Origin of the sequence: Ferrigenium straubiae, from assembly GCF_051257895.1 — a bacterium.
Lineage (GTDB): Bacteria > Pseudomonadota > Gammaproteobacteria > Burkholderiales > Gallionellaceae > Gallionella > Gallionella straubiae.
Map to the genome: position 1 here is coordinate 64962 of NZ_CP194331.1, position 25232 is coordinate 90193.

General features: G+C 61.5%; 26 protein-coding genes. 15 read left to right on the plus strand and 11 right to left on the minus strand.

What is annotated here, in order from left to right; all coding sequences use genetic code 11:
• Nucleotides 1–8 precede the first annotated feature (8 nt).
• Genes ACRRNM_RS00325 through ACRRNM_RS00340 form a run of 4 tightly spaced genes read right to left on the minus strand, consistent with a single transcriptional unit; the run spans nt 9 to nt 1816 of the window.
• On the minus strand, nt 9–560 hold the full coding sequence (locus ACRRNM_RS00325; protein WP_435626257.1) for a YceI family protein: 552 nt from the start codon (nt 558–560) through the stop codon (nt 9–11).
• Entirely contained in the window at nt 557–1099 is a 543-nt protein-coding gene (locus tag ACRRNM_RS00330) for a cytochrome b (RefSeq protein WP_435626258.1), read from the minus strand. The genes ACRRNM_RS00325 and ACRRNM_RS00330 overlap by 4 nt, the downstream gene beginning before the upstream one ends.
• Nucleotides 1100–1118: 19 nt before the next feature.
• Nucleotides 1119–1355, minus strand: a complete 237-nt coding sequence (locus tag ACRRNM_RS00335) for a CDGSH iron-sulfur domain-containing protein (protein ID WP_435626259.1) — start codon at nt 1353–1355, stop codon at nt 1119–1121.
• Nucleotides 1352–1816 (minus strand): MarR family winged helix-turn-helix transcriptional regulator, encoded by a 465-nt coding sequence (locus ACRRNM_RS00340; RefSeq protein ID WP_435626260.1) that lies wholly within the window; start codon nt 1814–1816, stop codon nt 1352–1354. The genes ACRRNM_RS00335 and ACRRNM_RS00340 overlap by 4 nt, the downstream gene beginning before the upstream one ends.
• Nucleotides 1817–2034: 218 nt before the next feature.
• On the opposite strand from ACRRNM_RS00340, the gene htpX reads away from it, so the two are divergent.
• The gene (gene htpX / locus ACRRNM_RS00345; protein WP_435626261.1) at nt 2035–2916 is read left to right on the plus strand and encodes a protease HtpX; all 882 of its coding nucleotides are present in this window, start codon (nt 2035–2037) and stop codon (nt 2914–2916) included.
• A gap of 84 nt (nt 2917–3000) precedes the next feature.
• On the opposite strand, the gene ACRRNM_RS00350 is transcribed toward htpX, so the two are convergent.
• A complete protein-coding gene (locus tag ACRRNM_RS00350; RefSeq protein ID WP_435626262.1) occupies nt 3001–5898 on the minus strand; it encodes an EAL domain-containing protein in 2898 nt (965 codons plus the stop codon).
• A gap of 77 nt (nt 5899–5975) precedes the next feature.
• A complete protein-coding gene (locus ACRRNM_RS00355; RefSeq protein ID WP_435626263.1) occupies nt 5976–6851 on the minus strand; it encodes an MlaA family lipoprotein in 876 nt (291 codons plus the stop codon).
• A gap of 193 nt (nt 6852–7044) precedes the next feature.
• Between ACRRNM_RS00355 and ACRRNM_RS00360 the strand changes: the two genes are divergently transcribed.
• A complete protein-coding gene (locus ACRRNM_RS00360) occupies nt 7045–7818 on the plus strand; it encodes a ParA family protein (RefSeq protein ID WP_435626264.1) in 774 nt (257 codons plus the stop codon).
• Between the two features lie 3 nt (nt 7819–7821).
• Here the strand turns inward: ACRRNM_RS00360 and ACRRNM_RS00365 are convergent, their stop codons facing one another.
• The gene (locus tag ACRRNM_RS00365) at nt 7822–8037 is read right to left on the minus strand and encodes a hypothetical protein (protein ID WP_435626265.1); all 216 of its coding nucleotides are present in this window, start codon (nt 8035–8037) and stop codon (nt 7822–7824) included.
• Between the two features lie 106 nt (nt 8038–8143).
• On the opposite strand from ACRRNM_RS00365, the gene fdxA reads away from it, so the two are divergent.
• The 4 genes from fdxA to ACRRNM_RS00385 are packed head-to-tail and all read left to right on the plus strand — an operon-like array spanning nt 8144 to nt 15566.
• Nucleotides 8144–8467 carry a ferredoxin FdxA gene (gene fdxA / locus ACRRNM_RS00370; protein ID WP_435626266.1) on the plus strand — a complete coding sequence of 108 codons (324 nt, stop codon included), beginning with the start codon at nt 8144–8146 and terminating at the stop codon, nt 8465–8467.
• Nucleotides 8464–11067: a PD-(D/E)XK nuclease family protein gene (locus tag ACRRNM_RS00375; RefSeq protein WP_435626267.1), complete on the plus strand. Its 2604-nt coding sequence runs from the start codon at nt 8464–8466 to the stop codon at nt 11065–11067. Before fdxA ends, ACRRNM_RS00375 begins: the two co-directional genes overlap by 4 nt.
• Nucleotides 11060–14482, plus strand: a complete 3423-nt coding sequence (locus ACRRNM_RS00380) for a UvrD-helicase domain-containing protein (protein ID WP_435626268.1) — start codon at nt 11060–11062, stop codon at nt 14480–14482. Before ACRRNM_RS00375 ends, ACRRNM_RS00380 begins: the two co-directional genes overlap by 8 nt.
• A 25-nt stretch (nt 14483–14507) precedes the next feature.
• Nucleotides 14508–15566: a PA0069 family radical SAM protein gene (locus tag ACRRNM_RS00385; protein ID WP_435626269.1), complete on the plus strand. Its 1059-nt coding sequence runs from the start codon at nt 14508–14510 to the stop codon at nt 15564–15566.
• Here ACRRNM_RS00385 and ACRRNM_RS00390 read toward each other — a convergent pair.
• Entirely contained in the window at nt 15526–16032 is a 507-nt protein-coding gene (locus ACRRNM_RS00390; RefSeq protein WP_435626270.1) for a Mut7-C RNAse domain-containing protein, read from the minus strand. The genes ACRRNM_RS00385 and ACRRNM_RS00390 overlap by 41 nt on opposite strands.
• A gap of 112 nt (nt 16033–16144) precedes the next feature.
• On the opposite strand from ACRRNM_RS00390, the gene ACRRNM_RS00395 reads away from it, so the two are divergent.
• The 9 genes from ACRRNM_RS00395 to rlmD all read left to right on the plus strand — a co-directional run bounded on the left by ACRRNM_RS00395 (nt 16145) and on the right by rlmD (nt 23482).
• Nucleotides 16145–16729, plus strand: coding sequence for a superoxide dismutase (locus ACRRNM_RS00395; RefSeq protein ID WP_435626271.1), 585 nt, complete (start codon nt 16145–16147; stop codon nt 16727–16729).
• A 95-nt stretch (nt 16730–16824) separates the two neighbouring features.
• Nucleotides 16825–18765 (plus strand): hypothetical protein, encoded by a 1941-nt coding sequence (locus ACRRNM_RS00400; protein WP_435626272.1) that lies wholly within the window; start codon nt 16825–16827, stop codon nt 18763–18765.
• A gap of 54 nt (nt 18766–18819) precedes the next feature.
• Nucleotides 18820–18993: a hypothetical protein gene (locus ACRRNM_RS00405; RefSeq protein ID WP_435626273.1), complete on the plus strand. Its 174-nt coding sequence runs from the start codon at nt 18820–18822 to the stop codon at nt 18991–18993.
• Complete coding sequence (locus tag ACRRNM_RS00410) at nt 18993–19403, plus strand: YdbL family protein (RefSeq protein WP_435628617.1); 411 nt, start codon at nt 18993–18995, stop codon at nt 19401–19403. Before ACRRNM_RS00405 ends, ACRRNM_RS00410 begins: the two co-directional genes overlap by 1 nt.
• A gap of 227 nt (nt 19404–19630) precedes the next feature.
• Nucleotides 19631–19861: an addiction module protein gene (locus ACRRNM_RS00415; protein ID WP_435626274.1), complete on the plus strand. Its 231-nt coding sequence runs from the start codon at nt 19631–19633 to the stop codon at nt 19859–19861.
• 450 nt (nt 19862–20311) lie between these two features.
• The gene (locus tag ACRRNM_RS00420) at nt 20312–20503 is read left to right on the plus strand and encodes a hypothetical protein (protein WP_435626275.1); all 192 of its coding nucleotides are present in this window, start codon (nt 20312–20314) and stop codon (nt 20501–20503) included.
• A 25-nt stretch (nt 20504–20528) separates the two neighbouring features.
• Nucleotides 20529–21293, plus strand: coding sequence for a nucleotidyltransferase domain-containing protein (locus ACRRNM_RS00425; RefSeq protein WP_435626276.1), 765 nt, complete (start codon nt 20529–20531; stop codon nt 21291–21293).
• 69 nt (nt 21294–21362) lie between these two features.
• The gene (locus tag ACRRNM_RS00430) at nt 21363–22151 is read left to right on the plus strand and encodes a 3'-5' exonuclease (RefSeq protein WP_435626277.1); all 789 of its coding nucleotides are present in this window, start codon (nt 21363–21365) and stop codon (nt 22149–22151) included.
• Entirely contained in the window at nt 22148–23482 is a 1335-nt protein-coding gene (rlmD, locus tag ACRRNM_RS00435; protein WP_435626278.1) for a 23S rRNA (uracil(1939)-C(5))-methyltransferase RlmD, read from the plus strand. Before ACRRNM_RS00430 ends, rlmD begins: the two co-directional genes overlap by 4 nt.
• 12 nt (nt 23483–23494) lie before the next feature.
• On the opposite strand, the gene ACRRNM_RS00440 is transcribed toward rlmD, so the two are convergent.
• From ACRRNM_RS00440 to ACRRNM_RS00450, 3 genes are all read right to left on the minus strand, one after another.
• Nucleotides 23495–23848 (minus strand): HopJ type III effector protein, encoded by a 354-nt coding sequence (locus ACRRNM_RS00440; RefSeq protein WP_435626279.1) that lies wholly within the window; start codon nt 23846–23848, stop codon nt 23495–23497.
• A gap of 68 nt (nt 23849–23916) precedes the next feature.
• A complete protein-coding gene (locus ACRRNM_RS00445; protein WP_435626280.1) occupies nt 23917–24606 on the minus strand; it encodes a Bax inhibitor-1/YccA family protein in 690 nt (229 codons plus the stop codon).
• A gap of 87 nt (nt 24607–24693) precedes the next feature.
• On the minus strand, nt 24694–25020 hold the full coding sequence (locus ACRRNM_RS00450) for a hypothetical protein (RefSeq protein WP_435626281.1): 327 nt from the start codon (nt 25018–25020) through the stop codon (nt 24694–24696).
• Nucleotides 25021–25232: the final 212 nt, after the last annotated feature.

The window sequence follows — 25232 nt, forward strand, 5'->3', positions numbered from 1 at the left end:
CGGGTTGGTTATTTTTTTGCAACGGTAAAGTGGAAGCGAATCTGCACTTCGTCGGCGACCGTGTCGGGGTCGCCCCAGATGCCCGAGCCGATGCCGTACTCGAGGCGCCTGATCGGGAACATGCCGTCGATGACCAGCGTATCGGCATTCTGTTTGAGCGTGAAGGGCGCCCGGATATCCAGGGTCTTGCCCTTGATGGTCAGCTTGCCCAGCGCCTCGTAGCGCCCAGCCCCGGACGGTCTGACGCTGCCGGAGACGAAGCTGGCGACGGGATGGTTCTTCGTGTCGAACCAGGCCTTGCCCGCGACTTCGGCGTCGGCTTCGGCGCTGCCGGTGTCGATGCTGGCGAGGTCGATGTCGATGCGCGCCGTGCCGGCCTCGGGCCTGGCCGGGTCCATCGCAATGTGCGCAGCGAATTTCCGGAAGCCGCCTTCCACCGGCACACCCATCTGTTTCGACACGAAGGAGACGCTGCTTTGTTGCGGCCGCAGCACGGTGAATTCCGCGCCGGACGCCAGCGTGGCTGCGAGCAGCAATAGAAAAGCCGGCCAGTATTTCATGACTTCCTCCCGAGAAACGGAATCATGCGCGCCAGCACCCCGTCGCGCTCGATGAAGTAATGCTTGAGCGCGGCACCGATATGGGCGAGCACCAGGCCGAGCATAACGAAGTTGAGGCCTTCGTGCACCTCCTTGAGCAGGTCGCCCAGTTCCTTGTTCTTATTCACCAGGTCGGGCAGCGGCAGCACGCCGAACCACACGGTCTGGACGCCCTTGGCGGAGCTCATCAGCCAGCCGCTCAGCGGCACGGCGAAGATCAGCGCATAGAGCAGGTAATGCACGGTTTCGGCGGCAAGCTTTTCCCAGCGCGGCATGGCAACGGGCAACGGCGGGGGGCGGTGGGTGATGCGCCACAGCACGCGCAGCATGGTCAGCATGAAGACGGTGACGCCGACCCACTTGTGGTAGCTGAACAGCCGGAGCTTGTCCGGCGACAGCGGCAGGTCGTGCATGTACACGCCCAACGGAAAGTTGGCGAAGATCAGCAGGGCGATGGCCCAGTGCAGCGTGATGGCGGTGCGGGTGTAGTGATTTGACATGGCGACTTGGAGTCGGTGTTCAAAGCCCGTTGTGTGTTCCGTCGCAGAACGGAGAGCCCAAGGTGGCCCGGCAACCGCAAAGATATTTTGTTTCCTTTTCAGTGACGGTGAATTTTACCGGGTTGATGCCGGTTCCTTCATGGGCGCCATCGCAGAACGGCTGGCTTTTCGACAGGCCGCATGCGCACCAGTAGTGGTCACCGGGTTCGAGTTCTACTGCATAGGGACTATTTTGCGTGCTTACGGGCTTGGTCATGATTTTCCTTTCATGGGGGTGGAGAGGTTATTCGGTGCAGAGAGCGCAGTGCGCAGCCGTGTCAATTCAGTTTTCATGGTGTCCAGATCAGCCTGCGAGAAGGAGGCGAAAGACTGTCCGATGTACTTCAGGTGGGCTGGGAACACCTTGGCAAAAAGTGCCTCTCCCTTGTGCGTCAGTTGCACGATCTGGCTGCGGCCGTCGCTGGCCGAGGCAACTCGACGCACCAACCCCTTGGCCTCCAGGCGATCCACCACACCGGTGAGCGTGCCCTTGGTGATCAGGGTTTTTTCTCCCAGCTCCTTGAAATTCATGCCATCTGTATTGCCGAGCGTGGCGACGATGTCGAATTGCGACGGAGTGAGGTCAAGGGTGCGGATGTGAGTCGCCGAGCAGGTCTCGAATGCCTGATAGGCTCGGGCAAGTTCGCGTAAGACTGGAATGAAGGGTTTTTGTGGCATGGCTGCTCATCAAGTTCTAGTTAGGATATTATATGTTCTAACTAGAACTAATGTCAAATTTGTGAAGGCAACTTATTTCCCTACGGATGCTCTAATGCTGCTGGATGGGTTGCTGGCCGGTTTTGCCTTGAAATTCCGGCGGCAACCCTCATATAACCAACCGGGCAAAGGGGAGTGGTAAACTGCGCCCACTTTTTTAGTTTGATGGAGACAAGTGTATGAAACGAATTTTCCTGTTCATTTTGACCAACGTGGCGGTGCTGTTCGTGATCAATATCACCCTGCGCCTGCTCGGCGTGGATCGCTGGCTGGATGAATCGGGTGGCATCAACTTCTCCGCACTGCTGGTGATGTCGGCGGTGATCGGTTTCGCCGGTTCGCTGATTTCGCTGGCGATGTCCAAATGGTCGGCCAAGCGCATGGTCGGCGCGCAGGTCATCGAGAACCCGATCGACCCGACCGAGCGCTGGCTGGTGGAAACGGTGCGCCGCCAGGCTGATGCCGCCGGAATCGGCATGCCGGAAGTGGCGATTTACGACGCGCCGGACGTGAATGCGTTCGCCACCGGCTGGAACCGCAACGACGCGCTGGTGGCGGTGAGCACCGGCCTGCTGCACAACATGAGCCGCGACGAGGCCGAAGCGGTGCTGGCGCATGAAGTCAGCCACGTCGCCAACGGCGATATGGTGACGCTGGCGCTGATTCAGGGCGTGGTGAACACCTTCGTGATCTTCTTCGCCAAGCTGTTCGGCTACTTCGTCGACCGCGTGCTGCTCAAGAACGATGGGCGCAACGGCCCCGGCATGGGTGCGTTTGCCGCAGAAATCGCCGCGCAACTGGTGCTGGGCATCCTGGCCAGCGTGATCGTGATGTGGTTCTCGCGCCAGCGCGAATTCCGTGCCGATGCGGGCGGAGCGAACCTGGCGGGGCGCAACAAGATGATCGCCGCGCTGGAGCGCCTGAAGATCAACCACGAGCAGTCTGCCTTGCCGGAAAAAATGGCCGCCTTCGGTATTTCCGGCGGCAAGGGCTTCGCCAGACTGTTCATGACCCACCCGCCGCTGGACGAGCGCATCGAGGCGCTGCGTTCTGGGAACTGAGCCGTAAAAGGCTGAGGCGAAAAGGCCTGCATCGCGCAGGCCTTTTTCATTGGATCCGGCTGGATGTCTCCAGTTGCTGCCGGATCATATCTGGTAGGAATGGCTTTCCGGTTGCTGGCTTTTCAGCAGTTCCTCGAATTTTCCGGCCGGCACCGGCTTCGAGAAGAGGTAGCCCTGCGCGTGGTCGCAGCCTGCCTCGGTCAGCAGCTTGCGCTGCGCCTCCGTTTCCACTCCTTCGGCGATTACCTTGAGGTCGAGTTTATGCGCCATTACGATGATGGCTTCAGATAGCGCCATGTCGTTCGGGTCGGACACCAGGTCGCGCACGAATGACTGGTCGATCTTAAGGTAGTCGATGTCGAATTTTTTCAGATAGGACAGTGACGAATAGCCTGTGCCGAAGTCGTCGATCGCCGCCTGGATGCCGGCGTCTCGGAATTCGAGCAGTTTGCCGGTGATATTGGTATCCGCATCCAGCAGCAGGCCTTCGGTGATTTCGATGACCACGCTCTGTCCCGGCAGCCCCAGTTCCTGCAAATAGGCAAACCATGCCCGGTGCGATCTGCCGAGGGTGCTGCCGAACTGCACGGGTGACACGTTCACGCTTATCTGCAAGTTGTCGTTGCACAACATTCTCCACAGCTTCAGCTGGCGTGCCGACTCCCTGAATATCCAGTCGCCGATCTCGACGATCAATCCGGTTTCCTCGGCCAGCGGGATAAACTGCGCCGGACTGACCAGGCCGAGTTCCGGGTGCTGCCAGCGGACCAGCGCCTCCGCCTTGTTGATGCGGCCGGTGGCCAGGTCCACGATGGGTTGGTAATAAACCGTGAACTGGCCGGCGGCCAGCGCACCGCGCAATTCGTTGGTCAGGCGCAGCCGGGCTTGCGCCGCCTGCTGCATGGATGGTGTGAAATAACTGAAGCGGTTGCGCCCTCCGTTCTTGGCGGCGTACATCGCCTGGTCGGCATTCTTGAGCAGGTCTTCCGCCTCGAAGGCATCGTTGGGGTGCAGCGTGATGCCGATGCTGGCCGATACGTAGGCCATCTCGTCTTCCAGCCGGAACGGCTTGGCCAGGTTTTGCAAGATGTTTTCGGCGATCCGCTCGACGCTGCCGGTATCTTCGAGCTCCGCCAAGATGACGGTGAATTCGTCGCCGCCCAGGCGCGCCACGGTGTCGGTCTCGCGCACGCAACCGCTGATGCGGTGCGCTGCTTCCTTGAGCAGGGTGTCGCCCATGCTGTGCCCCAGCGTGTCGTTGACTTCCTTGAACTTGTCGAGATCGATGAACAGCAGCGCCGTTTTCAGGCCGGCACGATGCGCCTTCTTGATGTCCTGTGCGAGGCGGTCGTGGAACATGTGGCGGTTCGGCAGGCCGGTCAGGGTGTCGAAATTGGCCTGGTTCCAGATCAGTTCCTCGGATTCCTTCTGCCTGGTGATGTCGCGGATGAAGCCATTGAATTCGTACCCGTCCGCCGTGAGGATCGCGGTGATGGACAATTCGACGGGAAATTCGCGGCCATCGCGGTGCAGCCCCAGCAGTTCGACCCGCGAGTTCAATATGGCTCCCTTGCCGGAGGCCAGGAAACGCTCCAGGCCGCGGGTGTGCGCTTCACGGTACTGGGGCGGGATGATTGCTTCGCTCAGCGTTCGCCCGAGCGCTTCCTCGCGCGTCCAGCCGAAGATTTTTTCCGCCTGGTGGTTCCAGCCGGTGATGATTCCTTTGGCATCCATCTGCACCACGGCGTCCAGCGCGGTCTCGATGATGGTGCGCAGTCGCGCTTCGTCCTCGCGGCGCGCCTCGAGCATGGCATTGAAACCGTCGGCCATCTGGTTGAAACTGTCGCCCACCCAGCTGAGTTCGTCGCGCGTGTCGAGCTTGATGCGCATGCCCAGGTTGCCGCCGGCGAAGGCGCGTGCGGAGCGGGCCAGCGAGTGGATGCTACCGACGATCGCGTAATAGATGCTGACCGACAGGTAGACCACCAGCAGGAATGCCAGGGTGGCGATGGCGGTGCTCGTGTACAGCGTTTTCTTTGCTTGAGTAATGCGCGCCTCGATGAGGGCTTCGGCCGTGGGCAGCAGGGAGGCGTACATTTGCGTATAACTCCGGTCGATTGCCGAGGTGGCGGTATCCAGGAACTCGCCGGGTGGCGTGGCAAGGCGGCCGGTGAGAATGTCCGATGCCACGAGTCCGGTGATTTGCCGGGACGAACCGGCAATGTCGCCGTAAGCCGCTATCAGCGATGCATGCACCGATGGGTTGTAGCGGCCGGCCTTGTCGAGGTTGATTTCGAGGAGCCTGAGCGTGTTGTTGAGCTCGGCGATCATGACCCTGAGGTCGGCCTTCTGGAGTTCGCTGACCCGCCTGCCGGTCAGGATGCCGGTGCCGTAGGCACGAATTTGCCCGAGATGTTCGAGCGTATGCGGCAGCTTGTTGATGGCCGTGTCGATCAGGTAGAACGAGGCAAGCTCAGGATCCAGCGTCAGCAAATATTCGTCGGAAACGAACACCTTGAACAACTGGAGTTGCTCGATCAAATGGGAATGCGCGGCAAAATTTTCGGCGACCGTGAGGTTCAGCCCGTTATTGCGCAACAGTTCCCAGTCCGCCTTGATAAGCAGGAAGTCCTCGCCCGAAACCATGCTGGCGGGCAGCCTGGCTTCCATGGCCTTGAATGCGGCGACGGCGGCCTTTTCCTGGGCAGCGCGCCGCTCGCGCATGGTCTCGTTGCCGCCGAGCAGAGCGGCCGAGATCCCGCGATGCAACTGGATGGCCTGCACAGTCTGGGCGATGGGTTTTAGCAGTACGATGCCCTCCAGCTGCCGCTGCGAGGGATGGATGATGCGCTCGAGGCTGACGAACAGGCTGTACACCACCACCGCAATCGCGATCATGGACAGCAGCCACAGCAGCGTGAACTTTTTAGTGTAACCCCAGCGGTTCAGCAGGGTGATGGCAGGGGCAAAGATTGCCTGCATTGTTTCACTCTCTCTCCTGTTTGCACCGCTTTTTTTAACTGCTTTGCGGTGTCAAAGTGGCATGTAGCGGTGCTTGGTCAGCGTATCCCGGTGCGCTGTGCGATCCATACCTTGTTGACGCCGGGGCGTTCGGCGTTTATTTCCGGTGCGGCAGACAGCTGCTGCACCGTGCCGGTCGGCCGGATTGCGGGTGCGTTGTTCTGCTGCGACGAGGGCACGCTGGGAATCGGTGTTTGCTTGTACTCGAAGCCATTTTCCTCTTCCTCGTATTTTTCGCGCGGCGGATTGCCGTCGTAGACGAGGCTCTCGCGGCGCAGCAGGTAGGCGTCGCGGATGAATTCATAGCGGTCGAGTGCCGCCTCGTCCAGCACCTTTTCCTGGTCCAACAATTGCGCGCGGAGGTTGATGGCTTTGGTCAGATACAACTGGTTGCGGGTGCGCATGTGGTTCACATGGCGGATTCTGCTCGGAAAGCTGTCTGCATACAGCCCTACACCGTCGCGTACGGTGCTCGATCCCAGGAAGGGCAGCACGAGATAGGGGCCGTTGCCTATGCCCCAGTAGCCCAGTGTCTGGCCGAAATCTTCGTTATGTTTTTCCAGCCGGGATGCGACATCGAACAGGCCGAACACGCCGAAGGTGGTGTTGAACAGGAAGCGCGCGCCGTCGGAGGCCGCCTGGGCAAACTTGAATTGCAGCAGGTCGTTGGCGGTGACGATGACATCGTCCAGATTGGAGAAGAAGTTGCTTACCATGACCTTGCCGGGAACCGGCATCACGGCGCTGTAGCCTTGTGCGACCGGCTTGGCGATGGCCTTGTCCACGGTATCGTTGAACTGGTATATGCCGCGGTTGAATGATTCCAGCGGATCGGACGGGTTTTTCGTGTGGGTGGAGGCGCAGCCGGTCAGTGCGATGGCGGCGAGTGCTATGAGGAGGCGGAGGGCATTCATAAGATCCGGTTTAATTGCAATTTTGGGCGATTATAGGCGGTTTGGACGGCTCCGGCAAAGCTTGTATAACCCAGCCGCCATTTTCTCACGGCCTTGCCAGGGGCTGATGCTTGCAGCGACCGGTGCAGGGCTTTGGTCTGCTAGAATTGCGCGGACTGCATACTTCAGGACTGATCCTGGTTCTCACCGGAACATGACGATAGTCGCTGTATTCAACCAGAAGGGCGGGGTAGGTAAAACGACCACGGCGATTAATCTGGCCGCCGCACTGGCGCGGCGCGGGCACAAGCCGGTGGGTATCGACCTTGACCCGCAGGCGCAACTCGGCGCCATTGCCGGCATTACTGCCCAGTCCGGCGACGACAGCATTTACAGCCTGTTCCAGCGCAACCGCCCGTTGCGCGAAATGATCCAGGAGTCGGCCAGCGGAATCGGCATCATCCCGTCGCATATCGAGCTGTCCAAGGTGGATGCGCTGTACGGCAAGGGCTACAACGCAATCAACAAGCTGAACATAAGCCTGCAGGCGGAAAAAACGGCAGTCGGGGATAAGTACTGGATAATCGACTGTTGCCCGCTGGTTGGTGTTCTCTCGTTGAATGCGATCTTCGCCAGCGATGGCGTCATCGTCCCCATGTCGGCGGATTACCTGTCCCTCAAGGGCGCCATCCAGATACAGAAGACCCTCAAGGCGCTCGAACGGGTGCTCAAGCGCCGGGTAAACCGCCGCTACCTGCTCACCCGTTTCGACTCGCGGCGGCGCATGGCGAGGAATGTCCTGCTGATGGCGGAAGCGGAATTCGGCGCGGATGTGTGCAGGACGCTTATTTCTGAAAACGTCAGCCTGGCGGAAAGCCCGTCGCTGAACAAGACGATCTTCGAGCACGCACCCAACAGCCGCGGGGCGCACGATTACGATGCATTGCTTGACGAATTGATGGCGGACGGGTTTATCCGGGGCAGTTGAGATTCAGCTGTTTTTGACGATCAGCGTCAGCACGTCTTCTATGTCCGCCGATTGCGATAATTCTTTTTCGTGGCTGACAACCTTGCATTGCGTCACCTGGCAATTGAGGTACATCTGGCGCAGCTTGCGTTCCGCATCCGGCAAGTCCTTGCCGTAGATCTGGACACTCTCGACTTTTTGCCCGTCCCGCGTCGTCAGGGCGAAATCGAATTTCGGCATAAATCCTCCACAATTGCCGGGTGTTGCGCCGGGGTGCAATGCAATGCGCGCATTATAGTCCTGCTCTGCTAGAATGCCACGACCCTTGTTCGGTAGGAGCGCCGCCATGACCTATGTCGTTTCGGAAAATTGTATCAAGTGCAAATACACCGACTGCGTGGAAGTGTGCCCGGTGGACTGCTTCCGCGAAGGGCCGAATTTCCTGGTGATCGACCCCGACGAGTGTATCGATTGCACGCTGTGCGTCGCGGAATGCCCGGCGGAGGCGATTTTTGCCGAGGACGACCTGCCGAAGGACCAGCTCCATTTCACCGCGCTGAATGCCGAACTGGCGAAAAAATGGAAGCCCATCGTCGAGAAGAAGGATGCACCCGCCGATGCCGACAAATGGCGCGGCCTGAAGGATAAGTTGCGGTTTCTTGAGCGTTGAGTCCGGTTTTTCTCGATAGCGTAGCCAGCCATATCCTGTCCTGCCACGCGCAGGAACTGCCCGACCTGCGCAGGGCGACCGTCCTGTTGCCCAACTACCACGTTGCCCAACCGCTGGCGCAGGCGCTAAGCGCGGCGGCCAATCTTCCCGCCTTGTTATTGCCGCACATGGTGACGCTCAACGACTGGGCACAATCCATCCCGCTAGCTGCGCCCCTCATCACCGACAGCCAGCGCAGCGCCTTGCTGTACCAGCATCTGCGCAGGCAGCAATGGTTCGAGCATGCCGACCTGTGGAGCATGACGCAGGAACTGCTGGGCCTGTTCGACGAGCTTACCCATGCGCTGCACGAGTTGCCCTCCGATGCGGAAGCCTTTTCCGCCGTTGTGCAGCAGGCCTGGCAGGCGCGGCAGAACAGCACGCTGCAACTGGAAGCGCGGCTGGTGTTCGAGCTGTGGCACGCGATGCAGTCAGGCGAAGAACTGGACGCGGCGCGCGCCCGCCAGCAGCGCCTGGCGAAGCTTGTGCGGCAGGCCGACACGCCGCTGTATGTGCTGCGCACCTCGGACTGGGACGCGCTGGAGCAACGCTTCCTCGACGAGTATGCGCAACGCGCCGAGGTGACGGTGTTCGATCTGCGTGAAATGGAAGCACAGATCAATTCACCATTATTTTTTGCCGCCACTTCCCTCGAACAGGAAGCCCGCGCCGCCGCGATGCAGGTGCGCCGCTGGCTGGGTGAGGACAAGCACGATATCGCCGTCGTCGCGCAGGATCGCGTGGCGGCGCGGCGCATGAGGGCTTTGCTGGAGCGCGCCGAGGTGCTGGTCGCGGATGAGACCGGCTGGACCTTCGCCACGCTGTCGGTGAGCACCGTACTGGACCGCTGGCTCACCGCGCTGCAGAGCGACTTCTACCACCACGACCTGCTTGACCTGCTCAAGTCGCCGTTCATCTTCGCCGATATGCCTGCTGTAGAGCGCAAGGCGGCGGTTTATCAGCTGGAACAGTTGCTGCGCAAACGCAACATCGTCGATGGACTGGAGGCATTCATTGTGCTGGCCGGGCATGAGACTTCGCTGCATCAGCCGCTCGCGCGCCTGCGCCAGGCGGCGGCCCTGCTGGAGCAGAACCGGAAGAAGACGCTCGCGGACTGGCTGGGCGCGTTGCGTGAGAGTTTGAATGTATTGGGTATCGACACCGGCCTGCGGCAGGACGATGCAGGCCAGCAATTGCTGCGCGCGCTCGACGCCTGGCAGCAGGAGCTGGCCGAAGATGGCGGGCGCTACGCCTTCCGCGAGTGGCGGCGCTGGCTCGCGCAGCAGCTCGATACGCAGACCTACCGCGACAGCGGCATCGACAGCCCGGTGCGCTTCACCCATCTCGCCGCGACGCGCTGGCGCGCCTTCGATGCGGTGCTGCTGCTGGGCTGTGATGCCGACCACCTGCCCAGCGCAGCGGACGGCGGGCGCTGGTTCAACGACGCGGTGCGCAGCAGCCTCAATCTGCCCACGCGCGCCGCGCATGCCGCAAGGCAGCGCGACGACCTGCTGGCCTTGCTCGCGCTGAACGGCTGCGTGCTTGTTACCTGGCAGAAAGAGCGGAACGGCGAGCAACAGATGCTCAGCCCCTATTTGCAGATGCTGCGTGACGAGCATGAGCGGGCGCATGGTGACGACCTGAGCGAGCACAAACTGCACGCCTGCCTCGCGGTGGAAGACGCGCATCGCGTGGCGCTGCCGCAGGCGACGCAGCCCGCGCCGTCAGTGGTGCAAGAGGTTGTGCCTGAGAGCGTATCCATCAGCGCCTACAACTCGCTGGTGGCCTGTCCCTACCAGTTTTATGCGCGGCATATCCTGCGCCTCAACGAACTCGACGAGGTGCAGGAGGCCATCGAGAAGCGCGACTACGGCGAGCGCGTGCACGACATCCTGCGCCGCTTCCACGAAAGCTATCCGCAGGTGAGCGGGCATCCTTCCGACGAAATGGGAGCCGCCTTGCGCCGGATCGGCGAAGAGGTATTCGCCGACCTGCTGGAGCAGGACTTCGCAGCGCGCGCCTGGCTGGCGCGCTGGCACCAGTCCTTGCCCGCCTACCTCGAATGGCAGGCGGAAAACGAGGCGCAAGGCTGGCGTTACGCCGAGGCCGAGCAAGCTTTCGATTGGGAGCTGGAAGGCATACGGCTGCGCGGGCGCATCGACCGCCTGGATGTGCGGGGAGAAGAGAAACTCGTGCTCGACTACAAGACGCAGAGCGATCAGGTGTTGAGCAAGAAATTGAAAGAGCCGGGCGAGGACGTGCAGCTCGCGTGCTATGCCTACGCGCATGAGGCGGCGGATGCGGCATTCGTCAGCATCGAAAACGGCAAAGTGAAGCTGGTGGAACCCAGACACGATGTCCCGCAGCTCGCGCAGCTCAATGCCGAGCGCCTGGTACAGGCGATGGCGGAGATACGCGGTGGCGCAGGGCTGCCCGCAAACGGCATCGATTCGGTGTGTCTGTATTGCGAGATGCGCGGCGTGTGCCGCAAGGGGGAGTGGGCCGCAGATACTCCCTCTCCCCTCGCGGGAGAGGGCGGGGGAGAGGGGCTGCATGACTAACCATATCGCCCTCGATCCGAAGCGCAGCGCCGTCGTCGAAGCCTGCGCCGGCAGCGGCAAGACCTGGCTGCTCGTGTCGCGCATCGTGCGCCTGCTGCTGGATGGTGCGCAGCCCTCGCAGATACTTGCGATCACCTTCACGCGCAAGGCGGCGCAGGAGATGCAGGCGCGTCTGCAACTCTGGCTGCGCGAGTTGGCGATGTCGGACGAGGTGGCGGTGCGCCGGTTCTTTGCCGAGCGCGGGCTGGATGGCCTGAGCGACGATCAGGTGCAGCGCGCGCGCGGCCTGTATGCCAGCGTGCTGCTGGCGCAGCCCGGCATCACCCTCAGCACCTTCCACGGCTGGTTCATGCAGGTCATGCAACGCGCGCCGCTGAACGCCGACGTGATGCAGGGCATGACCCTGCTGGAGCGTGCCGCTAGCTGCCAGGAAGAGGCGTGGGAAGAGCTGCTGGAGCAGATGCGCAGGCAGCCGGACAGCATCGAGGCGCAGCACATGCAATGGCTGTTCGGCGAATGCGGCCTGTATAACACGCGCAAGCTGCTGTTCAACTTCCTCGCCAAGCGCGCCGAGTGGTGGGCTTATACCTCACATCTCCCCTCGCCCGCAGGCGGGATAGGGGCTGGGGGAGAGGGTGCGCTGGGCTTCGCGCTGGACAAGCTGCGCGCCGATCTTGCGGTGGACATGGAGCATGACCCCGTCGTGGAATGGGGCCGGAACGGCAACAGCGAAGAGGTGTTGTTCGCATTCGCGCGCCAGCTTGCGGGCAACGGAACTCCCAAGCAACAAGAGAGTGCGAGCCTGCTGGAATGCGCCTGGACGGGCTCCGCGGAGAGTGAACGTTTTGATAAGGCATGGCCGCTGCTGTTCACCCAGGCAGGTGAACCGCGCAAGCTCAAGTCCACCAAAAATCAGAATGAGGCTGTGTTTGCCGTTGCGCTGAACAATTTGCAAGCCAGCCTGCAAGCCGTGCGCGACACGCTCGCCGAGCAGCAGGCCTATCGCCTCAACGAAGCCGTGCTGCACTGCGGCGTCGCATTCCTTGAGTGTTATCAGGCGCTCAAGCAGCAAAAACAGCAGATGGATTTCTCCGATCTGGAGTGGCAACTGTGCCGATTGCTGCAAGTCAGCGAACACGCCGAGACCATGCAGTACAAGCTCGACAGCCGCTACCGCCATGTGCTGCTCGACGAGTTCCAGGACACCAACCCGCTGCAATGGCAGATCATGTGCGCGTGGTTCGACGCGGCAGTCGCGGTCGAATCGCAGCCCACCGTGTTCGTCGTCGGCGACCCCAAGCAGTCCATCTACCGCTTCCGCCGCGCCGACGCGCGGCTGTTCGGCGTGGCGCGCGAATATCTACAGGAGAACTTCGGCGCGGCGACGCTGGGCAACAGCCTCACGCGCCGCAACGCGCAGCCTGTCGTCGATGCGGTGAACACGGTGTTTCGCGAGCAGCCGCACGGCTTCGAGTTCGTCGAGCACCAGACCCATCAGCGCGACTTGCCCGGCCATGTAGCGGTGCTGCCGCTGGCAGTCGCCAAGCAGGGCGAGGAAGAAGACGTTGAGGATGCGCCGCTGGCCTTGCGCGACCCGCTAACCACGCCGCGAGAGGAAGCCGGAGAAGGCGCGCGCCACAAGGAAGCCGTGCAGTTCGCCGAGCTGCTGCAAACCATCGTCGGCGGCTGGTCGGTGAACAACGAAGGAAAAGAACGCCGCGCGACTTACGGCGACATCATGGTGCTGGTGCGCGGCCGCACCCACCTCGCGGTGTACGAGGAGGCGCTGCGCGCGAAACACATTCCCTTCATCACTTCGCGGCGCGGCGGCCTGCTCGACACGCTGGAGGCGGAAGATTTGCAGGCACTGCTGACCTTCCTCATCACCCCCTTCGCCGACCTCGCGCTCGCGCAGGTGCTGCGCACGCCGGTGTTTGCGTGCAGCGATGCGGACTTGATGGCAATTTCGGAGAATTCCGGCATTAAAAATGCCGTTCGCCCTGAGCCTGTCGAAGGGCAATTTATTAATCCTTCCTCCGTTCATGGTTCGACAGGCTCACCACGAACGGAGGAACAGAGCCAGCGTTCATCGTGGTGGCAACGCCTGCAGCACCTAGCCGATCCTTCGCCCGCATTGCAGCGTGCCGCCAGCCTGTTGAAGAGCTGGCTCGCGCTCGCCGACAAACTCCCGGTGCACGACCTGCTAGACCGCATCTATTTCAAGGGCGACGTGCTGGCGCGCTACACCGCCGTGCTGCCGCCCGAGATGCGCGCCAAGGTCGCCGCCAACCTACATGCCTTCATGGAGATCGCGCTCTCTGTAGATGCCGGGCGCTACCCCAGCCTGCCGCGCTTCCTGCAGGAGCTGCGCGAACTGCGCGACAGCCCGGACGACGCGCCGGACGAAGGCAGGTTAGGCACGGCGGGCAACGCGGTGCGCATCTACACCGTGCACGAATCGAAGGGGCTGGAAGCGCCCATCGTCTGGCTGCTCGATGCGAACGCGGAAAAGAACAACCGGGAAGGCAACGACGTGCTGCTCGACTGGCCGACGCATGAGCCGCAGCCGCTGCATTTCTCCTTCTATGCTGACCAGGCCTCGCGCGGAAGGAAACGCGCGCCACTGTTTGAGCAGGACGCCGCACAACAGGCTCGCGAAGAGATGAACCTGCTCTACGTCGCGATGACCCGTGCACAGCAAGCGCTCATCGTGAGCGGCAACAGCAAGGGCGAAGACAAAGAGGGAAAGAAGAAAGCGCTGTCGTGGTACGACCGCATCGCGGCGGCGGTGGAACAATGCGGTTTGCGTCAGCCCCTTCCCCCAGGCAGGGGGAAGGTTGGGATGGGGGTTGAACAGTGGTGTGATGACGCATCTACCCCCTTCCTATCCCTCCCCCTGCAAGGGGGAGGGGATGCCACAATCGAACTGCCTCCCATCATCCCCACCGGCCAGCGCGCCGCCCGCAACACCGCGCAGCAGCAGCGCGGCATCTGGCTGCACGCGCTGCTGCAACACCTTACGGAAGGCAGGGTGGTGGACGAGCATGAACTCCGGCAACGCCTCGCCCTCCCCGCCGAAGAATTCGAACCGCTCTGGCAACAGGTCCAGCACCTGCTCGCCGCGCCGCAACTCGCACGCTTCTTCGACGCGCGGCAATACCGCAGCGCCTGCAACGAGATGCCCTACGTCAACGCGCAGGGCGAGCTGAAGCGCATCGACCGGCTGGTCGAATTCGACGACGAGGTGTGGGTGCTGGACTATAAGCTCGGCGACAGTGAAGACGCAGCGCGCTACCGCGCGCAGATGCAGGAATACCGCGCGGCAATGCAGGTAGTTTATGCAGTCAAGGAGCTGCGCTGTGCGCTGGTATTCGCAGACGGAACGTTGTGCGAGGTAACAAACCCATTAGAATGAGCGCAATGGTTTCAGGGTTACGGAAGTGAAACACGAAGCAGCAAAAGGCCGCGGCGCGACCATGCAGATCGAGGGGCGTTTCGAGAGCGTGGCGCGCGAGCGGGTTGACGACGGCTGGAGTACGGCGGACGAGGAGCTGCCGCCATTCAAAACGACGGTGACGGTGGAGAAGGCAAGGAGCGTGATCCAGCGCCAGGATGCGTCCAATCCGTCGTTCTCGCAGTCGCTCAACGCCTATCGCGGCTGTGAGCATGGCTGCATCTATTGTTTTGCGCGTGCCAGCCACGGCTATCTCAATCTCTCGCCGGGGCTGGACTTCGAGACCAGGCTGTTTGCCAAGCCGGACGCCGCGAAGCTGTTGCGCGCGGAACTGGCGAAGCCATCCTACCGCTGCGCGCCCATCGCGCTCGGCACCAACACCGATCCCTACCAGCCCATCGAGCGCGAGTGGCAGATCACGCGGCAGGTCATCGAGGTGCTCGCGGAGTGCCGGCATCCGCTGTCCATCGTGACCAAGTCGGCGCTGGTCGAGCGCGACCTCGACCTGCTCGCGCAGCTGGCGCGCAACTGCCTGGTGCAGGTGTACATCTCGGTCACCACGCTGGATGCGGAACTGGCGCGCAAGCTGGAGCCGCGCGCCTCCTCGCCGCGCCGCAGGCTGCAGGCCATCGCACGGCTGAACGAGGCTGGCGTGCCTTGCGGCGTGCTGGTCGCGCCGGTGATCCCATTCCTCACCGACGCCGGGCTGGAGAGCGTGCTGCAGGCCGCGCACGAACACGGTGCGCGCAGTGCCGGCTACAGCCTGCTGCGCCTGCCTTACGAGGTGAAGGAACTGTTCGAGGACTGGCTCGCGACACACTATCCGCTCAAGGCGGCGCATGTAATGAACCGGCTGCGCGAGATGCGCGGCGGGAGCGATGCCGGCCTGGGCAGCTACCTGCGCTACAGCGACCAGTTCTCCGAACTACTGGCGCAGCGCTTCCAGGTCGCATGCGGGCGGTTGGGCATGAACCTCGACGATGCGCCGCTCGATACCCGCAGCTTCAGACCGCCGTCACGTGCGGGGCAGATGGCTCTTTTCTAGCCGTTTGCCATGTTTCGAGTTTCGCACGCATGCGCTTGTAGTGCGAGCCGCGCCAATACACTCTTTCACACACTGGGCAATGAGACAGCGGCTCATCCGGCCTCAGCGCATCGGCGGGTACGCGCGCCGCTGCCGCGGCATCGGCCGCAACCAATGGCGTGTTGTCCTCCAGACAGCGGGTGAAGGAATGGGCCAGCCAGTCGAGCCTGAAGTGCGCTCCGAGCGTTGCGGCGAGTTCATCGAGGCCGCCCTGCGGCAGGAGCAGCGCGATACCCCGCGCCGCCTTATGCTCTTCGATCAGTTGATCCTGCGTCAGGAAGTAGCGCCCTTCTTCGCGGCATTGCCGCAGCAGTTCGGCATCGCTGCGGCCGCCGTTGGCCAGTAGCGCGTCGTATCCGGCGGCGCGCAGGTAGCGGCACAGCCGGCCGAGCATCTCGTCGCACAGGAAGCGGGGCATGGGGCTCATGCCAAAATGGTACACCCGGCAGTGAAAATAGGTGATACAGCTCATTGTTTGCCGTCCGGTGTTTGGCTAGAATCGGACGCGGTAACTTGCTGACACAACAAGGAGAACGACAATGGAACACACTTTACCCGCACTGCCCTACGCCATGGATGCACTGCAGCCGTACATGTCCCAGGAGACTTTCGAGTACCACTACGGCAAGCACCATCAGGCCTATGTCACCAACCTCAACAACCTGATCAAGGGCACCGAATACGAGAAGCTCGACCTGGAAGCCATCATCAGGAAGGCGCCTCCCGGCGGCATCTACAATAATTCCGCGCAGGTGTGGAACCATACCTTCTTCTGGAACTGCATGAAGCCGAACGGCGGCGGCGCGCCAAGCGGCGCGCTGGCGGCTGCGATCAACAAGAAGTGGGGCAGCTTCGACGAATTCAAGAAGGTGTTCCAGACTTCGGCGGTGGGCAACTTTGGCTCCGGCTGGACCTGGCTGGTGAAGAAGGCCGACGGCAGCGTGGACGTCGTCAACATGGGGCCGGCCGGCACGCCGCTGACCACCGGCGACAAGGCGCTGCTCTGCGTGGACGTTTGGGAGCATGCCTACTACATCGACTACCGCAACCTGCGCCCCAAGTTCGTCGAGACCTTCCTCAACAGCCTGGTGAACTGGGAATTCGTGGCGAAGAACTTCGCCTGAACTTCTCTCCATGCAGAAATCCCGGGGCCGTCCTCGGGATTTTTTGTTGCGTGCGACAATAGCGCTCTGCAATCCGGCAGGACAGGGCGCATGGAATGCTCCACGCAGTGATTCATTTACGGAAACGGCTCGACCGGTGCATACCAACAGCACTGGGCGCGTTGCTGTTCTCCTCATCCATGGCCGGCGCCGCAGAGCTTTCCCTGAGCATCGCCGACATCGCTGCACCGGATTTCGCCGCACGCGGCATCGCGCTGACCCTGCCCGAGAACGGTTCGGCGGATTTGCGCATCGCCGAGCTGAAAGTGCAGCAGCGCAGCCTGCGCAACCTGTCGCTCCATTGCGCGAGTTTCGCGCTTTCCACGGCCGGCATGAGCTGCCACGGCGGCAATATGGCTCAACTGCCGGGCATGGCCATGGAATTCGACTATCGCTTCGATACCGGCAACTGGCAGGTCTCGGCAGCTTTGCGCAACACACCGGCCAAACAGTTCGCAGCCTTCCTTCCCGCGAGCATGCCGCTGCCCAACCAGGGCGCACTGAGCGGCACATGGCGCATCGGCGGCAGCGCATCCGGCATGAATGCCGTCGATGCCGACTTGCAACTGGCCGAGGCGGGGTTCAGCGATGCGAGCGGCCTGCACGCGGCGGAAAAGCTGCGCGGCACCGTCAGGTTCGCGGCCGCGCGCAAGGCCGCGCTCTGGACCTGGCAAGGCGACATCGCCTGGGAGTCCGGCGAGATGTTCTGGCAGCCGCTGTATTTGCGCGGGGGGCATAGGATTGTTGCCTCCGGCAGCCTGGACGGCGCATCGCTCAAAATCGGACAGGCCGTGATCGAGCAGCCGGAAACCGGGCGCGTGCAGCTTGCGGCGCTCTGGGACATGGAGCGGGGCGCGCTGGCGGAATGCACGGCGCGCGGCGACAACCTCGCGCTGGAAAAATTGTTCGCCGATTACATCAGGCCGTTCCTGGACAAGGGCGCGCTGGCCGAGTCTTCCCTCTACGGCCATGCGGATGTGGACTGGCAATACCGCGGCGGCGCGACGCAGGCGCTGCGCTTGTCCTTGCGCGATGCGGGCATCGCCGATGCCGAACGGCGCTTTGCGCTGCTCGGCGTGAACAGCGAGATCGACTGGCAAAGGGATGCGCCGCGCACCGCCAGCGTCGCCTTCGCGGGCGGCACGCTGCTCGGCGTGCCGCTGGGAGGCGGGCGGTGGCAGGTGGAGATGCGCGGCATGGATTTCGGTGTGGCGCAGGGCGTGCTGCCGGTGCTGGACGGAAAGCTCGAGCTGCGCGATTTCAGGCTGCATCGCGAGAATGCGGGGTGGCATTGGCAATTCGCCGCCTCGCTCAGCCGGATTTCGATGGAGCAGTTCAGCCAGGCGGCGGGCTGGCCGAAGATGCTCGGCACCCTCGCGGGGAGCATCCCCAAGGTCAGCTACGACGGCGGCGAGATCGACGTGGACGGCGCGCTGATCTTCAACGTCTTCGACGGCACGGTGGCGGCGACGCAGCTCAAGCTGATCGATCCCTTCGGGCACGCGCCGCGCCTGTCCGGCAGCCTCAGCATGCGCGAACTCGATCTCGACCTGCTGACGCGCACCTTCTCGTTCGGCAGCATGCAGGGGCGCATCGACGCCGACGTGAACAATCTGGAGCTGCAGGATTGGGAGCCTGCACGCTTCGATGCGCGCATAGCCAGCAGCCCCGGAAACTACCCGAAGAAGATCAGCCAGCGCGCGGTGCAGAATATCTCCGCCTTGGGCGGCGCGGGCGCGGTGGCCGCGATCCAGCGCAGCTACCTGCGCTTCTTCGAGAATTTCGGTTACGACCGCATCGGCTGGAGCTGCAGGCTGCGCAACGGCGTATGCGCGATGGGCGGCGTGGACAACGGCAACGGGGCCTATACCATCGTCAAGGGCGGCGGCATTCCGGCAATCACCGTGATGGGCTACAATCGCAGTGTTTCGTGGGACGAACTGATTGCGCGCCTGAAGCGTGTGACACAGGGCAACATGCAGGCTGTGGTCAAGTGAAACCGTAGAAGCAAGTGTCGTGGACATAAACCGTTTATCGATAGAGGAGGGACGATGAAAAAACTCTGGATAGCTTTCGCTGGCCTGGCGCTGAGCGCCTGCGTCACCATCAACATCTACTTCCCCGCCGCGGCCGCCGAGAAAGCCGCGGACAAGATCATCGAGGAAGTCATGCAGAACCATAATGCCGACAAGCCGGCGGAGCCCGCCAGGAAGGAGCCGAAATGATGAAGCCGATCAGATTTATCGTGTCCCTGCTTGCGTTGACCGCCGCGTTTAATGTATTTGCCGTGGACTTCGAGACCAATACGCCGGCCGCAAAAGCATTGAGGCAGTCCTTGCGCGACCGTTTCCATGATCTGCGTCCCTATCTCGACAGCGGCGCAGTGGGGTTGACCTCCGACGGCATGCTCGCCGTGCGCGATGCCAGCAGCGTGCCGCTGGCACAGCGCCAGGCAGTGAATGCCATGGTGGCGTCGCAGAACAACGACCGCAACGCGCTGTATGCCGAGATTGCCAACGCCAACGGCCATCCTGAATGGCAGGCGGAAATCCGCAACACCTTCGCGCAGCGCTGGATACAGCGCGCCAAGCCGGGGTGGTGGGTGCAGGACAGCGGGGGCTGGAAGCAGAAATAGGTCATTCTCCCGAACTGCGTGGCATTGCGAATATCTCATGGGCATAACGGCGGGCCGCTGCCAGGCGCGGTCATGATGCCGCGCGAATTCATCGGCAAGTGACGTGACAACCCGCTCAGGGAGTACGCCAGCTACCCGTTCCATTTTTCCGATTTGTGCAATTGCTGGCGCTGAATCTGGCGCGGAGCGAATGTTAAAATGGAACTGTAGTTAACAGGAGGCTCATCATGCAAACGAACATAGAAGAGTTGACCAAGGAGACGATGGCGCTGGACATCGAGGATCGTGCCGCGTTGGCAGGCAAGCTGATTTTGAGCCTGGATGAGCCTACGCCTTCCGAGTTGGGGCTGATGTGGCTGGAGGAGTCGGAACGCCGCCTGGAAGCGTATCGCGCCGGGCGCACGCAAGGTATTCCCGCCGATGAGGTATTCCGCCGCGCACTTTCCGAATTGTCGTGAAGATTGAATTCCTGCCCGAGGCGGATGAGGAGTTTCGCGAGGCGGCGCGTTACTACGAAAGCGAGGCCGCCGGGTGGGGGTGGTGTTCGTGGTGGCCGTGCATCGTGCGACTGATGAGGTGGCGGAAGCGCCGCTTGCCGCAACAGTCATCCGTTCGGATATCCGCCGCAAGGTGTTGCGGAGTTTTCCCTGTAGCCTTTTCTATGCGGCCGAAGCGGATGCCATTATGATCGTTTCGGTGGCTCACCAAAGAAGGCGGCCGAGTTACTGGCATGCCAGACTGCGGACACAAAAAGACCGGTCGTGAATCGCATCAACACGCCGGAGATGGCAGATGAAGAGATATTGCGGCGGTTGCTGGCGTTGAATCTGAAAGGCATGGATGACAGGCTCAGATTTTGAGCTTGCCGGGCGCCGGACTTTCCCCAAGCGGAATTTCAAGGAGGCAATATGGGAACTGTCGTCGAGTGGGCAATGTGGGGCGTGCTGCTGCTTTTCGCCATTATCCTGTGCATCGGGTTTATCGGCCTCCTTTTCTCCGGCCCGGATGTCCAGAGAGTGGAACGCAGAAAAACGAAAAACAGCCTCGGCAGCGTGTTTCTTGCCGGCATCCTGCTGGGGATGTGGCTGGATGACGATTGAGCCCGTCTTGCCGGTGGAGTGAACCATGCAGCAACGCATACAGGAAATCCTTTCCCGCATCGAGTCGGAACACGATGTCCGTATCCTCTACGCCTGCGAATCCGGCAGCCGTGGCTGGGGATTCGCTTCTTCCGACAGCGACTGGGATGTGCGCTTCATCTATTGCCACACGCGCGACTGGTATCTCTCCATCGAGGAAGGTCGGGACGTGATCGAGTTGCCGATAGACGATTTGCTGGACGTGAACGGATGGGATTTGCGCAAGAGCCTGCGCCTGATGAAGAAATCCAATCCCGTCCTGCTGGAATGGCTCTCGTCGCCCATCGTGTACCGTGAAGACAGGGCTGCGGTGTCGGGACTGCGTGCGCTTGCGCAGGAGTTTTACCAGCCTGCCGCCTGTCTCCACCACTATCTGCACATGGCGAAGGGAAACTTCCGCGAGTATCTGCAAGGCGAGACGGTGTGGCTGAAAAAGTATTTCTACGTGCTCCGTCCGGTGATGGCCTGTCTCTGGATCGAACGGGGGATGGGCGTCGTGCCGATGGCGTTCGACGAACTGGCGGCAGGCGTGATAGACGACGGCGGGTTGCAGTCGAGCATTTCCAGGCTGATCGAGCGGAAGAGGGCGGGCGCGGAACTCGATAATGGGATGCGCATTCCGGAAATTCATGCCTTCATCGAGCATGAAATCCGCCGTTTGGGGGAGGTGGCATCGAGGATGACGAAGCTGGAGGTGCCGGATGAAATGCTGGATGCGGTGGATCGGTACTTCCGGAGCCTGCCTGAATAGGGGCGCGCGCCGTTGGATGGAGCAGCGGCTTTCTTGGTATCATCCGGCCCTGCTCCACAGGATATCCAGATGAACCCCACCCTAGTCTTCGACATCGAAACCATCCCCGACATCGCCGGGCTGCGCGCGCTTTATGAGCTCGACGGCGCGGTGAGCGATGCGGAGGTGGCGGAGATGGCCTTCCAGTTGCGCCGCCAGAAGATCGGCAGCGATTTCCTGCCGCATCACTTGCACCGCGTCGCTGCGATTTCCTGCGTGCTGCGCGAGGGCGATAATTTCAGGGTGTGGTCGCTGGGCGAGCCGGACGAGGATGAGGCCAGCATCATCAGGCGCTTCTTCGACGGCATTGAGAAATACACGCCGCAACTGGTGTCATGGAACGGCGGAGGCTTCGACCTGCCGGTGCTGCACTACCGCGGGCTGATCCACGGCATCCAGTGCCCGCGCTACTGGGACATGGGCGAGGACGACCGCGACTTCAAGTGGAACAACTACATCAGCCGCTACCACACACGCCACCTCGACCTGATGGACCTGCTCGCGATGTACACCGGGCGCGCCAACGCGCCGCTCGACGAGCTGGCCAAGCTGATCGGCTTCCCCGGCAAGCTGGGCATGGACGGGAGCAAGGTGTGGCAGGCATACCAAGAGGGGCGGTTGAATGAGATACGCAACTATTGCGAGACCGACGTGGTGAATACCTGGCTGGTGTTCGCGCGCTTCCAGTTGATGCGCGGGCAATTCAGCAAGGCGCGTTACGAGCAGGAGCTGGAGTTGATACGCAGCACCTTGAGCAAATCCGAAGAGACGCACTGGAAAGAGTTCCTTGCGCAGTGGCCCGAAAAGAAACCCGCATGAATCCTGTCATCATTGAATCCATCGACCACGAAGGTCGCGGCATCGCGCATGCCGACGGCAAGGTAATTTTCATCGAGGGCGCGCTGACTGGCGAGCGCGTGACCTATTCCTCGTATCGAAAAAAGAACAACTATGAGCAGGCTCAGGTCGTACAGGTCCTGAAGCAGTCGTTCATGCGCGTGCAGCCGAAGTGTCCGAGCTTCGGCGTGTGCGGCGGCTGTTCCATGCAGCATCTGGAACCGCGTGCGCAGGTTGCCGTCAAGCAGCGCGTGCTGGAAGATAATCTGCAGCGCATTGGCAAGGTCAAGCCGGAAGTCATGCTGCCGCCGATCTACGGGCAGCCTTGGGCTTATCGGCAACGCGCGCGCCTGTCGGTGCGGCACGTATTGAAAAAAGAGAAGACGCTGGTCGGTTTTCGCGAGAAGAACGGCAAGTATGTGGCCGACATGCAGCACTGCGAGATATTGACCCCGAAGATCGCCAGCCTGCTGCCGTTGCTGGGCGAACTGAATGAGAGTTTCTCCGCGCGCGATATCCTGCCGCAGATCGAAGTGGCGGTGGGCGAGCACGTCGATGTGCTGGTGCTGCGTGTCCTGCAGGCGCTCTCGCCGGCAGACGAGGCGCTGATCAGACAGTTTGCCGACAGGCATAAAGTGCAGTTCTGGACGCAGACCAAAGGGCCTGAAACGGTGACGCCGTTCTACCCGCTGGATGCGCCGAAGTTGAGCTATAGCCTGCCGGAATTCGGCATCACCATGCCGTTTGCGCCGACCGAATTCACCCAGGTGAACAGCGAGATGAATCGCCTGATGGTCAGCCGCGCCATACGGTTGCTCGATCCGCAGCCGGATGAGCGCATAGCGGATTTCTTCTGTGGCTTGGGCAACTTCACGCTGCCTATCGCGCGCAGCGGGGCCCGGGTGCTGGGTGTCGAAGGCGGCGACGCATTGGTGAAACGCGCCAGGCAAAACGCCGAATTCAACGGTTTATCGGGCAACACCGAGTTCAAGGCGATGAACCTGTTCGAGATGGATGAGGCCGCCCTCGCGCAGTTGGGATATTTCGACAAGTGGTTGGTCGATCCTCCGCGCGATGGCGCGATCGAGCTGATGAAATCCATCGGCAGCGACACAGCGCCCAGGCGCATTGTCTATGTTTCGTGCAGCCCGTCCACGCTGGCCCGCGATGCCGAAGTGCTGGTGCATGTGAAGGGCTACAGGCTGAAAGCGGCGGGCGTGATGAACATGTTCCCGCAGACTTCACATGTGGAGTCGATCGCGGTGTTTGAAAAGATGCAGGATGCGGGCCTCGCGGGGGCATCCAGCGAGTAGGGGCTTGCCGGATCAATCGGGCTGTTTTGGTGCCAGCGCACTGCCCTCGAAGGAAATCCCGTCCCAGCCGGTTTTGATGAAGTTGCGGATATTCTGGTGGTCGGTGCCGTCCGGGTTGCCGAGTACGTCCTTGCGGTAATAGTCGCCAAAGCAGTACAGCGCCTGCAGCGGTGTCAGGCCATGCAGGCGGGCGAACGAGAACAGCTTGCACGAGCCGTTGTTCTTGCCAGCTTCGTTAAGCTGGCTGCCATTCCTGAAAGTGGTCGGCGTGAATTCGTACAGCGCGTCGATTAACGCCATCGTGTCGTCGAAGGCGATGCCCTCCGGGGTATCGTTTAGCCGTTGCAGAAAAGTGTCCAGTTCCATAAATCTGTTTCCATGTTTGCGGGCGGAAAAAAGGCGGCTTGCGCCGCCTTTTCATGAAGCTTGCCGGGTCATTCCCGCTCGCCGCTGAACGCCATCAGCAGTTGCAGCAGGTTAATGAACAGGTTGTAGATGTTCAGGTACAGCCCCAGCGTCGCCATCACGTAGTTGGTTTCGCCGCCGTGCACGATGCGGCTCACATCGAACAGGATGTAGGCGGAGAAGATCAGCACGGCAATCGCGGAAATGGTCAGCGACAGCGCAGGAATCGCCAGGAAGATATTTGCCAGCGAGGCGACAATCAGCAGGATCAGCCCGATGAACAGGAACTTGCCCATGAAGCTGAAATCCTTCTTGGTCACGGTGGCGACAGTGGCCAGCGAGAAGAAGATGATGCCGGTGCCGCCCGCGGCCATGCCGACCAGTTGCGCACCGTTTTTCAGGTGCAATGCGATCTGCAGGATGGGGCCGAGGAACACGCCCGCGACGAGGGTGAAGCCGAGCAGGGCGGCGATGCCCCAGACGCTGTTGCGCAGGGCGCTGACGGCGAACAGCATGCCCATCATCGCGCCGAACATCAGCAGTGCAGACATGATCGGGTGTTCGGCCATGAACGAGAAATTCATCGACATGCCGATGAGCGCGCCGATCACCGTCGGGATCATGGTCAGCGCCAGCATCATGTAGGTGTTGCGCAGCACCTTGTTCTGTTCGGCTGCGATGGCGCCGATCGGTGTTGCGGTCTGGGTCTGGTATTGCATGTATGGCCTCCTGGGTTAAAACTGGGAAAAAATTGCAGGTGTAAGACTAGCGGGGTTTGATGAAAGTTTCAATCAGGGATGCAGATGTCAGCGGTCGGTCATGTCTGCCCGCCCATTGCGGCGGCGGTCCAGCCACCAGGCAAACAGCGGGAGCATCAGGACGCCGCCGGGCATGAGGATCGGAATCAGGTAGGGGCTCAGGTTGGATACGGCGCGCAAGTCGCGCAGCAACAGTTCGCGTTCTTCCTCGCTCCATTGCCCGCCATTGCGCCGTTTCATCAGGATCGGGAGCGGGCCGCGCGCGTGGGAAAGTTCGTTATGAATATACAGGCGCTGGGTTTGGTGCATCGAGCGCATGCTTGCCCAGCCGCGCTGCAGCGGAGAAATGATTTTTCTACGAGGTGGTTGCGCCATTTGGCTGCCTGAGCGTCATCATGTCTGGCGGAGCAATGAGTCATCGCCCCGTTTGTCTTTGCTGTTTACTCCTGCCAACAGGGAAATTTACAGCGAATTGGTCGAATTCTATCCCACCACCGACGATCCTTGCTAGCCCAAAGCCTGCTACGACGCCACTTTCAGACATTTTCCTTAATTTGCCAAAGCAAGGAAACAGGGAATTATCAGGA